The 12,243-nt window shown below is 36.9% G+C and carries 9 protein-coding genes; 8 read left to right on the plus strand and 1 reads right to left on the minus strand.

Annotated features, from left to right (window positions below):
* Positions 1–131 precede the first annotated feature (131 nt).
* Positions 132–1,307: an OmpA family protein gene (locus Q0093_RS00785; protein ID WP_297928081.1), complete on the plus strand. Its 1,176-nt coding sequence runs from the start codon at positions 132–134 to the stop codon at positions 1,305–1,307.
* A 223-nt stretch (positions 1,308–1,530) separates the two neighbouring features.
* Positions 1,531–2,427, plus strand: a complete 897-nt coding sequence (locus Q0093_RS00790; RefSeq protein WP_297928083.1) for a hypothetical protein — start codon at positions 1,531–1,533, stop codon at positions 2,425–2,427.
* A gap of 552 nt (positions 2,428–2,979) precedes the next feature.
* On the opposite strand, the gene Q0093_RS00795 is transcribed toward Q0093_RS00790, so the two are convergent.
* A complete protein-coding gene (locus Q0093_RS00795; RefSeq protein WP_294176844.1) occupies positions 2,980–5,349 on the minus strand; it encodes a transglycosylase domain-containing protein in 2,370 nt (789 codons plus the stop codon).
* 368 nt (positions 5,350–5,717) lie between these two features.
* Here Q0093_RS00795 and pyrB point away from each other — a divergent pair, with 368 nt between their 5' ends.
* From pyrB to Q0093_RS00825, 6 genes are all read left to right on the plus strand, one after another.
* Positions 5,718–6,632 (plus strand): aspartate carbamoyltransferase, encoded by a 915-nt coding sequence (pyrB, locus tag Q0093_RS00800; RefSeq protein WP_294176842.1) that lies wholly within the window; start codon positions 5,718–5,720, stop codon positions 6,630–6,632.
* A 21-nt stretch (positions 6,633–6,653) separates the two neighbouring features.
* Complete coding sequence (gene pyrI / locus Q0093_RS00805) at positions 6,654–7,118, plus strand: aspartate carbamoyltransferase regulatory subunit (protein WP_294176903.1); 465 nt, start codon at positions 6,654–6,656, stop codon at positions 7,116–7,118.
* A complete protein-coding gene (locus Q0093_RS00810; protein WP_294176840.1) occupies positions 7,118–7,705 on the plus strand; it encodes a flavin reductase family protein in 588 nt (195 codons plus the stop codon). Before pyrI ends, Q0093_RS00810 begins: the two co-directional genes overlap by 1 nt.
* A complete protein-coding gene (locus Q0093_RS00815; RefSeq protein WP_297928085.1) occupies positions 7,702–8,427 on the plus strand; it encodes a porin family protein in 726 nt (241 codons plus the stop codon). Before Q0093_RS00810 ends, Q0093_RS00815 begins: the two co-directional genes overlap by 4 nt.
* 65 nt (positions 8,428–8,492) lie before the next feature.
* Complete coding sequence (gene glyA, locus Q0093_RS00820; RefSeq protein WP_294176837.1) at positions 8,493–9,773, plus strand: serine hydroxymethyltransferase; 1,281 nt, start codon at positions 8,493–8,495, stop codon at positions 9,771–9,773.
* A 331-nt stretch (positions 9,774–10,104) separates the two neighbouring features.
* Positions 10,105–12,225 carry a KamA family protein gene (locus tag Q0093_RS00825; protein ID WP_297928087.1) on the plus strand — a complete coding sequence of 707 codons (2,121 nt, stop codon included), beginning with the start codon at positions 10,105–10,107 and terminating at the stop codon, positions 12,223–12,225.
* Positions 12,226–12,243: the final 18 nt, after the last annotated feature.

The following is a 12,243-nucleotide window of genomic DNA, read 5'->3' on the forward strand; positions in this document are numbered from 1 at the left end:
ACATTTTAACACTTTCTAAACAATTTATTACTGAAAAATATTGATGCTTTTTGATTTTATAGTACCTTTGAACAGTATTTAGGTGAAAATTAAGGCTGAATTTAAAACAGCCCGTATAACAAACGTAATTTATGAAAAAGATTGTATTTTTCTCTCTTTTAGCATTATTATCATTCGATATCAATGCTCAAGATGCTTCAAAAGATTCAATTACAACCAAAAACAGTTTCGTTGTTACTCGTTTTAAAAGTAATTGGTTTCTCAATTTCGGAGCTAACGCAAATGTCTATTTAGGGCAAAACGACAGTAAATTGGACTTTGGGAAACGTATAGCTCCCGGATTTACAATTTCTGCAGGAAAGTGGATAACACCATGGTTGGGTGTACAATTGGGGTTAGACGGAATGCAATTAAAAGGTGCAGCCCCTGCTGCTGGAATGACATACGTAAAAAATGATGAACTACTTTCTAACGGCTATTACAAACAAAAATGGTTCTCATTTATGCCCCATGCGGATTTAATGGTAAACATGGCGAATTTATTCGGGAAATATAAAGAAAACCGAGTATATAACCCTATTATTACGGGAGGTGCGGGATTCATAGCAGATTCTAAAGGCGGTAATTACAGCCAAGCCGTACAATTTGCATTTATCAATAAATTCAGAGTAAGTAAAGCTTGGGATATCAACTTAGACATAAAAGGAGCTTGGATCGGAAATGACTTTGATGCAGAAGGCGGATCAAGAGGTGACGGATTATTCTCTGTCGGTTTAAGCGCGACTTACCGGTTTAAAACCCGCAAATTCGTACCTTATCAACCTAAATATATCAAAGACACTAAAGCCGCCAACGAATGGAAAGCAAAATATGATGCTGCCAATAATAAAGCCGGTCGTCTACAAGCAGAAAATAACGATTTAAAAGAAGCTTTGAAAAATGCCAAGAATACTACAACTCCAGTTAAAGAAGTCGTAAAAGAACCTGTAAAACCGCAACTTATTATTTACTATACTGCAGATTCATATTCGATCAAAGACAAAGATATGGTCTTATTAAAAGCTCTTGCTAAAGAAATGAAGAAAAATCCTGACAGCAAATATGAAATATGCGGATATACAGATAGTAAAACCGGAACTACTGAATATAATTCTGCATTAAGAGAAAAACGCGCAAATAATGTTATTAATACTTTAATACGTTTAGGAGTTGATAAAGATCAATTGGTTAAGAAAACAAGTGACCAAACTTTAAATCAATTCGGAGCATATGCTCTTGACAGAGCTGTTACTATTACAAAAATCTAAGATCAATAATTTCAATATCAAAAAATTATTAATTACTTAAATTTTTATCTTTCAAAAAGAGCGGTATCAGTTGATATCGCTCTTTTCATTATTCTACTCCAACAATTATTTAGCCAACGTTCAGTTTTTCTTATGTTAAATATATAACAAGGATACTCAATTACAAAAATTAGCTTTTCCTTTGCATATTAGAATAGTTTATAAGTTTAAAATAATCATGATTATGAAACTCTTAAAACACGCTCTATCCTTACTATTAACAATTCCTCTTATAGTTTTAACAGCCTGTGGAGATGATGATTTTTCTGGCGGTGGCGGTGGTAAAAAGAAAACAGACGGAAATGACCCGACAAAGTTCTGGGTAATATTCTCTAAATTCGAACATAAAGACAATGCTATCCAAATGACTGTAAAAGTCAATAATCCTGACAATCTGACAATTCTCAAAGGAGGATATGAATGTAGTTTCGTTCAAGATTTCAGTGATTGGGCACGTTCAGAAAAAGACTTGGATGAAAATAATTGTGCAGATCTTAAATTAACTGTTTCCCACATGAAAAAGCAATACTTCCGGCCTTATGTTACGGGGCCGACTATTGGCAGAGTATATGGGAAAGTATGGACTTATGACGGTATGAGTTGGGAAATAACCCCGCCAAGCGATAATGATAGTGGCGCAAGCGGAGAAGGAGGCGGTAATACTCCTTCAACTTCAGCACCGGATAATGTAAGTTATTTTAATGTATCAGTACAACCGATACAACAATTGCTCAATTCTACTTACATGGGAAACAATAAATGGAGACTACTTGTACGTACGTTTTCACAAGTAACTTATTCTTGGGCTTGCGATGACCCAGATGCCGCCGGGATTGTAGTCGTGATAAATAATCCAGAAAATCCTATCGATGGAGTAAAATACTCTGATAGTGACGCATCGTTTTTTAATAGTAACGGAACAAATGTTATAAAACAATGGCCTCGTACCGGAGGATATTACAATTTTTACGTACGAACATATACTTCAAACTACCATTATGCTCCCCAATGGTACACAAAACAAGTTTTTATTGAAGGTAGCAAAGACAGCTATATCACCAGTAATAAACCCGGACTATAAACTTTTATGTTCATTCAGTAAATTGGAAACAATAGACACGGGCAGTTTTAACTTGATAAAAGAAAAACTGCCCGTTTTATAATTTTAATTTCACAACTCCGATACAACCCAATCCATTTCCACCCAATAACATATCAGCCTGTATTCTCATTATAAATAGCTTTCCATATCTGCTGAAAACAAAAAAATAGAAAATCTATCACAAAGCCAAAAGTAAAAAATAGTAACTAAAAATTCAGGAATAATTGTATAAACACCTCCAAAAAAACCTTCGTTTGATCGGACAAATATACTATTTATTCACATCAAACAAAACTATTATTTAAATATATTATAAAACAATTCTTTATAATATATGATCTCAGCATATTCCATTATAAAAAACTCCTATGGATTTGTCCAATCAAACGAACATTTAATTAGACAAACTTATAATTCATATATTCAAAGCATAGGTGTTGTTATAAAATTTCATCAAAAAAAGATGAATTGGAGCATGGGTGTGTATAGGTGTATCGGAGTCTGATACACCTATTTTTCATAGATAATCGATTAATCAAAAATACCTTCTATAGCTTCAGTTGGCTCCGATGAAAATTCCTCTTCAGAATATGGTCCGGTTGTACACGGATCTTTATATTGTTCAGGTATTATGAAATCTTCCGTTTCAGAATATCCCAAAGATTTATCACCATAAACTTTTTTCATAAAGATTCCATAAATAGGCAATGCCATCGTTGCTCCCTGACCGTTTGCCATACCATCAAAATGGATAGAACGCTCCTCGCCTCCAACCCATACACCGGCAGCCAAACTCGGTGTAAATCCCATAAACCAACCATCCGAGTTATTATTGGTAGTTCCGGTCTTTCCTCCCATCGGAGCTGTTATCTTATGACGATACCGGATGCGCCCGCCTGTACCATGATCTATAACATCTCTAAGCATCGGAAGTATTTTATAATACGCAGCCTCACTGAATACTTCAGTTACTTTCGGAGTAAACTCGGCGATTACATTCCCAAAATTATCCTCTATTCGGGTAACATATAACGGATCAACTCGAATACCTTTATTCGAAAAGGCAGTATAAGCTGTCACCATCTCTTCAACAGAGACTTCTGCAGGTCCTAAACAAAGAGAAATAACCGGATCGATATAATTGCGAATACCGAACGAATGCATTAAACGTACTAAAGAACTCGGAGATAACCGTTCCATTAGATAAGCTGAAATCCAGTTATTAGAATTAGCTAAGCCCCAACGTAAAGTCACATTCTCCCCAATTCGGGCTTTAGAAGAGTTTCTCGGAGACCAAACCTTTCCTGTAGCCGGATCAAGAATATGAGGTTGTACATTCGGAGCTTCGTCACATGGACTGAAACCTTCTTCCATAGCCAACGTATATAAAAACGGTTTTATGGTAGAACCTACTTGACGCCTGCCATCTGAAACCATATCATACTGGAAATTACGAAAATCAATTCCTCCGACGTACGCTTTCACATGCCCTGTTTTAGAATCCATTACCATAAATCCTGTACGGAGAAACGATTTATTGTATCGAATAGAATCCATAGGAGTCATGACTGTATCAATCATTCCACTCCAAGAAAAAACTTGCATATCCACAGGTGTATCGAAAGCTTTCCTGATTTCCTTTTCAGACGCTCCCGCTTCCGACATATATCTATACCGATCACTCTGTTTCATTGCCTTATTAAGAATAGCTTCAATATCCGATTTAGATAAATTCCTCGCAAACGGAGCATAACTGCGTCCTTTCTTCTCACTGAAGAATTTAGGTTGCAGAAAACCGCCGATATGTTCTTCAACAGCCTCTTCCGCATACTTTTGCATCCGAGAATCTAATGATGTATATATTTTTAACCCATCTGTATAGATATTATATTTAGAGCCATCTGCTTTCCGATTTTTTTCACACCATCCGAAAAGAGGATTTGTTTCCCAAGCGATAGAATCATCGACAAATTTTTGTCCCTGCCATCCTCTGTAATCTCTTCGATCCGGTTTCTTGGCAGTCATCATCAAACGCAAATGTTCCCTAAAATAAGGAGCTAACCCTTCTTTATGATCTACACGGTTAAAGTAGAGTTTCAACGGAAGAGCTTGCAATGAATCTCTCTCCTCCCGAGTAATATAATCCGATTTATACATTTGTTCTAAAACCGTATTACGACGACCTCTCGTTCTTTCGGGTTGACGAACAGGATTGAAGTACGATGGATTTTTGCACATTCCGATCAATGTAGCCGCTTGTTCTATCGACAGTTTATCTGGAGTCGTATTAAAATAAATTTGTGCTGCCGACTGTATTCCTACGGCATTATAAAGAAAATCGAACTTATTCAGATACATATTCACAATTTCCTCTTTCGTATAGAAACGCTCCAGCTGAACGGCTATTACCCATTCTATCGGCTTTTGAAAAAGCCTTTCCATTATATTTTCGGCATTCGGAGAAAATAACTGCTTGGCCAACTGCTGTGAGATCGTACTTCCCCCTCCCGCACTCTTTTGAAAAAACAGACCTCTTTTGATTATCGCCCTTGCCAAAGCTTTCACATCGATTCCCGAGTGATCCTTAAAACGGGCATCTTCGGTCGCAATAAGAGCATTAACCAGATAAGGAGAGATTTCATTATACCCCACATACACCCGGTTTCCCTTACTCTGATAGTATCGCCCGATCACTTCCATGTCGGACGAATATATCTCGGAGGCGAATTTATCTTTCGGATTTTGCAACTCTTCGATCGGAGGCATATAACCGATAAAACCCTTTGCTATAAAAAAGAATAAAAGGGTTATCGAAACGATTCCTATACAAAAAAATATCCAAAGACATTTAATTATAATTCTGGAAACAGATCCGGATTTCTTCTTAGGCAGTTCTGGCATTTCAAATTTTGTTTTGAAACATATTCGTTTAGCAATATCTCAAATTATATCCGTACGGTTTCCGGATATACAAATTATGAATTCTCATATTTTCCGTCAAAGGTAATATAAATATTTTATTTATAAATTGATTGAAATACAGAACAAGAAAATTTAAGCAGAAAAGCTTTGATATAGACTTTTTTTACTATTTTTGTAGTGTAGATGAAACAAAACACAAAGAAATATAAACATTTCGATTTCATACACTTACAGAAGTGTAGGGAATATAAACACTCGATCAGAAATTGTAAATAGACCGATTTGACTCTTCATGCCAAACCGGTCTATTTGTTATATAAATCTATATTCTTAAAACATACCGCAATATGAGAAAAGAGAGTTTAGTATCTATCACCGACTACTCTAAGGAAGAAATTCTGTATCTGCTGGAGCAAGCAAGAAAATTTGAAGAAAACCCGAACAGAAAAGTATTGGAAGGTAAAGTGATTGCAACCTTATTTTTTGAACCATCTACGCGTACCCGACTCAGTTTCGAAACGGCAGTAAACCGATTGGGAGGGAGAATTATCGGTTTTTCCGATGCATCTACTACGAGTTCGACCAAAGGCGAAACCCTTAAAGACACGATAATGATGGTCAGTAACTATGTAGATCTCATCATTATGCGTCATTATTTAGACGGAGCTGCACGATATGCCTCTGAGGTTTCTTCAATTCCTATTATAAATGCAGGAGACGGAGCTAATCAGCACCCGTCGCAAACAATGCTCGACCTTTACTCTATATATAAGACACAAGGAACATTAGAGAATCTAAACATTACGATGGTGGGAGATCTAAAATACGGAAGAACCGTACACTCTTTACTTATGGCAATGTCACACTTCAAACCTACGTTTCACTTCGTAGCCCCTGAAGAATTGAAAATGCCGGAAGAATATAAAATTTATTGCGATAAATTAGGAATTCCCTATCAAGAACACCAAGATTTCACAGAAGAAGTCATCAATCAGGCGGATATACTATATATGACCCGCGTTCAACGAGAACGTTTTACCGACCTCATGGAATATGAAAAAGTAAAAAACGTATATACTCTTCATAATCAAATGTTGGAAAACAGTAAACCGAACTTACGGATACTGCACCCGCTTCCTCGCGTAAACGAAATCGCATACGATGTAGACGACAACCCGAAAGCTTATTATTTTGAACAGGCTAAAAACGGATTATATGCCCGTCAAGCTATTATATGCAAAGTATTAGGTATCGAAATTTAACATTTAAGAAAAGAAAATAGAATCATGGCTATACATAAAAAAGAGCTCGAAGTAGCTGCATTAGAAAACGGAACAGTTATCGATCATATTCCTTCAAACCAACTATTTAAAGTCGTCTCACTTCTTGGATTGGAATATATCAATAAAAGCATCACTATCGGAAATAATCTGATAAGTAAAAAAATAGGACATAAAGGTATCATCAAAATCGCCGATACATTCTTCAAAGAAGAAGAGATCAATAAAATCGCATTAATAGCACCGAATGCAAAGATCAACATCATCAGAGATTATCAGGTAACCGAAAAGAGAGTCGTTACCCTACCCGATGAATTGACCGGCATTATCCGTTGCAATAACCCGAAATGTATCACTAACAACGAACCGATGAATACAGTCTTTCGTGTAATCAATAAAGAAACCGTAGAAGTAAAATGTAAATATTGCGAACGGGCTATTTCTCAAAAAGATATAGAAATTCGTTAATGACAAACAGAAAAAAGCAGAACTGGAAACCGGGTACGATGATTTATCCGTTGCCCGCAGTATTGGTTAGTTGCGGAAACCGTCCGGAACAATATAATTTATTTACGGTAAGCTGGGTAGGAACCATCTGTACTAATCCTCCGATGTGTTATATATCCGTACGTCCCGAACGACATTCATACTCCATTTTAAAGGAGAACAGGGAATTTGTCATTAATCTGACAACAGAAAATATGGCAAGAGCAACCGACTGGTGTGGTGTTCGTTCCGGAAAAGATTATAATAAATTTACGGAAAGCAAGCTGACTCCTGTTCCTTCAGAAAAAATAGCTGCTCCCTATGTTGAGGAATCCCCTCTATGCATAGAATGTAAAGTTAAGGAAATCGTGAACTTAGGTTCTCATGATATGTTTATATCAGAAGTGGTCAACGTTATTGCCGACGAGCAATTTATTAATCCCGAAAACGGAGCTTTCGATCTCGAAAAAGCCCAATTGCTGGTTTATTCGCATGGCCATTATTACGGGATCGGCAAAGAAATAGGTAAGTTCGGTTGGTCGGTACAAAAAAAGAAAAAGAAGAAATGAGACTGTACATTCTATTTTTATTCTGTATATATTTACTTTTTGCAGGTACGATATCGGCACAGTCCGATATATCCAAAAAGAATTTATTCAATTGGGGAATTCGCATCGGAGTAAATGCTCCTTTCGTCGATATGCGAAAAAGTCAGATCAACGGTATAAAAATAGAAGAGCCGTCAACAAACTCAAAAATGGGGATTCTCATATCTTTGTTTGCCCGAACCAACTTCAACAGACATTATCTTCAACTCGAAACAGAAACACATTATATGCGTTACCGGATGAGTCCGAGACCTGAATCTGTCATCACCGACGGATCTATCGGATACATGGAAGGAATAACGGTCGGTAATAAAATTTATTCTTTAGACATACCTTTATTATACGGATATAACTTTATCAAACAAGGTCCGTATGAATTGTCTTTTTTTGCCGGCCCAAAACTTAAATATTTATACAAGAAAAAGAGTGAACTTTCCGCACCGGAAACGTATGAGTTTGTCATGGACGAACACATACGTCCGTTAACTGCAAATTTCGTTTTGGGACTAGGAACATCCATTTCTCGTTTTTTTATCGATTTCCGTTATGAATTCGGGATTACAAATCTCACACATCCTACGACATACATCCTCTACAAAGACGGAATAAACATATCAGAAGGGAACATTTATTTAAAAAGAGGTATTAATCTTCTCAGTTTTTCGATCGGTATTATTTTATAAGAACAACGAAAAAAGGTATCTTTGCACAACGAAAACATAAACACCATCTTATATAAAGCACAACAATGAAAAGAGACAATGCTATTTTCGACATTATCGAACAAGAACATCAAAGACAACTGAAGGGAATAGAACTCATCGCTTCAGAAAACTTTGTAAGTGATCAAGTAATGCAAGCTATGGGATCTTGCCTAACCAACAAATATGCAGAAGGATATCCCGGAAAGAGATACTACGGCGGATGCGAGGTGATAGATCAAAGCGAACAAATTGCAATAGACAGAATCAAAGAAATTTTCGGAGCAGAATGGGCTAATGTGCAACCACATTCCGGAGCACAGGCCAATATGGCTGTTTTCATGGCAGTGCTGAATCCCGGAGATAAATTCCTCGGGCTAAATTTATCTCACGGAGGACATTTATCTCATGGTTCACCTGTCAATTTCTCAGGACTGATGTTCCAGCCACTGGAATATGGCGTAAAAGAAGATACCGGATATGTAGATTACGATATGATGGAGGAAGTCGCCCTTCGCGAACGTCCGAAATTAATTATCGGTGGGGCTTCGGCTTATTCTCGCGAATGGGATTATGCCCGCATGCGTAAAATCGCAGATGAAATAGGGGCTATTTTCATGATCGACATGGCTCATCCTGCAGGACTTATTGCCGCCGGATTATTGGATAATCCGTTGAAATATGCACACATAGTAACCTCTACGACTCATAAAACCTTGCGTGGACCTCGTGGCGGTATTATTTTATTAGGAAAAGATTTTGACAACCCTTGGGGAAAGACAACACCTAAAGGAGAAATCAAAAAAATGTCGGCTCTTCTCGACTCTGCAGTATTCCCCGGAGTGCAAGGAGGTCCGTTGGAACACGTTATAGCAGCTAAAGCCGTTTCATTCGGAGAAGCATTGCAACCTGAATATAAAGCTTATCAGACACAAGTCAAGAAAAATGCCGCAGTCATGGCACAAGCTTTCATGGATAAAGGATACAAGATTATTTCAAACGGAACGGATAATCATTGCATGTTGATCGACCTCCGTACGAAATTCCCTGAACTTACTGGTAAAGTAGCTGAAAAAGTTCTGGTCGAAGCGGATATCACCGTAAACAAAAATATGGTTCCTTTCGACAGTCGCTCACCGTTCCAGACATCCGGTATCCGTGTAGGAACTCCGGCAATCACGACACGAGGAGCAAAAGAAGATCTCATGCTCGAAATCGTAGAAATGATAGATACTGTTCTGGCTCATCCTGAAGACGGAAACGTTATTAAAGCCGTCCGTGAAAAAGTGAACCAAACAATGAAATCATATCCTATCTTTGCTTATTAATTCCTTAATTAATAAAAATGCAAAAGAGGAGAATAATTAATTATTCTCCTCTTTTGCATTTTTATACTGAAGATAAACAACGTTAAAGAAAAATATCTTCAAATCAATATCCGATTTTTTTATTATATTTGAAATATCGGAGTTTATCTTGCCTAAGATGTAAACATTCAAAACGGATTGTTCCGGTCACTAATTATACGCACATATAAATTCAATAATTTTTCAGCGTATTTTAATCATAAAAGACAAACAACCAATAAAATACTTTGTTTGTTATTATCTTATAATCAGCCGGTAAAATATTCTTAACGACCATATAAATAAACAGCCTATGAAACAGAAAAAAATACTGACCCTCACACTCTCGCAACTAAAGCAACTATATAAACAAGAACTTCCTACACTTATATCAATCGCACTAAATAGCCCTAATGAAGAAAAATTCAAAACACAATTAAATGTATTTATAGATACTATACCGACAAACAATACTCAAGAAACGATCAAAATGTTGATAGACTACGATGGAAAATCTATCTTCGAACTCTCTACGGGACAAAACATACAAATAAAAACAATATCTCTTTTATATCGATTTCTCAGAGAAAGTTTAGATAACGAAGAAATACCAACAGATCTATTCATCGACTTATACTTTCTATTTAAAGGATCAGAAAACAATTATATCGCCCCATCTTTACAACAAATCAAAAATCGTACACGTAGGTGGGAAAGCGGTCTGGATAAGAAAGTAATAGAAATCAGGGAACAAAATAAGGAACGAATTTTACATATTCTGATACAAAAAATCGAAAATAGGAAAACGGCATCTCGTTATTATTTCGAATCTGGCCTAAGCTATAATGAGAAATACGAACTTGTCAAAGAATGGTGGAATGATTTTAGATTTCATCTTTCGACAGCCGTAAAAAATCCCAAAGAACTAAACAGATTTTTAGGGAATTCTCTCTCCGACGAAACCATGTATCTATTACAACGGGCAAAGAAAATAGGAATGCCATTCTTTGTCACCCCGTATTACCTTTCACTACTAAATATAAATGAAGAAGGCTATAATGACGCCTCTATACGCAGCTATATTCTATACTCTCCCGAATTAGTCGAGACATACGGCCATATAAAAGCTTGGGAAAAAGAAGATACTGTAAAAGACGGCAAACCAAATGCTGCCGGGTGGTTGCTCCCTGAAGGTCATAACATTCACAGACGTTATCCGGAAGTGGCAATTCTCATACCTGATACAATGGGACGAGCCTGCGGAGGTTTATGTGCGTCTTGTCAAAGAATGTATGATTTTCAAAGTGAACGATTAAACTTCGAATTCGAAAATTTACGTCCAAAAGAAAGCTGGGAGAAAAAACTCAAACGACTAATGGATTATTTCGAAACAGATACTCAATTACGCGATATACTCATTACCGGAGGCGATGCTTTAATGAGTCAGAATAAAACTTTACGCAATATATTAGAAGCGGTTTACCGAATGGCTGTCCGTAAACGTAAAGCAAACAAAAATCGTCCTGAAGGAGAAAAATATGCAGAACTGCAACGCATCCGGTTAGGATCACGTCTTCTGGCTTATTTGCCGATGCGCATCGACCAAGAATTGATCGACATACTTAAAGAGTTCAAAGAAAAAGCTTCCGCAATCGGTGTCAAGCAATTTATTATACAAACACATTTTCAAACACCGCTTGAAGTCACTCCCGAAGCTAAAGATGCTATCCGAAAAATACTATCTGCCGGATGGCTGATTACTAACCAGCTCGTATATACAGTGGCAGCATCTCGGCGTGGACACACAACCCGCCTCCGCCAAATTTTAAATCATTTAGGAATAGTCAGTTACTATACCTTTTCGGTAAAAGGTTTCAATGAAAATTATGCGGTATTTGCTCCTAACAGCCGTTCTTTACAAGAACAATACGAAGAAAAAATTTATGGTAATATCTCTGCCGGGCAAGCAAAAGAATTGTGTTCTCTCCTTGAATCCGGAGAAAACACGGCGAATCGCCTCCGTTCCTTCCTGAATAAATATCATTTACCATTCGCTGCCACAGACAGGAATGTGCTAAACCTTCCGGGAATAGGTAAAAGCATGACATTCCAAACGATCGGAATTACTGAAAAAGGGAAACGAATATTACGTTTCGATCACGACCATACTCGTAAACACAGTCCGATTATCGGCAATATGGAATATGTCTATATCAAAGAAAATAAATCCATTGCAGAGTACTTACGCCAACTTACAAAAATGGGTGAAGATGCGGAGGATTATGTAACAATATGGAAATATTATCAAGGAGAAACAGAACCCCGTTTCAAACTTTATGAATATCCGGAACTTCCATTTCAAGTAACAAAGCAAATCAGTAATTTGGCTATAAACCAAATTACGGAGCAAAAAATTATTCTGAATAATACATAATATTGTATTATTCAGAAT

Source organism: uncultured Coprobacter sp. (assembly GCF_947855755.1).
GTDB lineage: Bacteria > Bacteroidota > Bacteroidia > Bacteroidales > Coprobacteraceae > Coprobacter.

Coding starts and splice junctions, on each gene's coding strand:
- Q0093_RS00785 (WP_297928081.1), top strand. CDS start 132: ATGAAAAAGATTGTATTTTTCTCTCTTTTAGCATTATTATCATTCGAT.
- Q0093_RS00790 (WP_297928083.1), top strand. CDS start 1,531: ATGAAACTCTTAAAACACGCTCTATCCTTACTATTAACAATTCCTCTT.
- Q0093_RS00795 (WP_294176844.1), bottom strand. CDS start 5,349: ATGCCAGAACTGCCTAAGAAGAAATCCGGATCTGTTTCCAGAATTATA.
- pyrB (WP_294176842.1), top strand. CDS start 5,718: ATGAGAAAAGAGAGTTTAGTATCTATCACCGACTACTCTAAGGAAGAA.
- Q0093_RS00810 (WP_294176840.1), top strand. CDS start 7,118: ATGACAAACAGAAAAAAGCAGAACTGGAAACCGGGTACGATGATTTAT.
- Q0093_RS00815 (WP_297928085.1), top strand. CDS start 7,702: ATGAGACTGTACATTCTATTTTTATTCTGTATATATTTACTTTTTGCA.
- glyA (WP_294176837.1), top strand. CDS start 8,493: ATGAAAAGAGACAATGCTATTTTCGACATTATCGAACAAGAACATCAA.
- Q0093_RS00825 (WP_297928087.1), top strand. CDS start 10,105: ATGAAACAGAAAAAAATACTGACCCTCACACTCTCGCAACTAAAGCAA.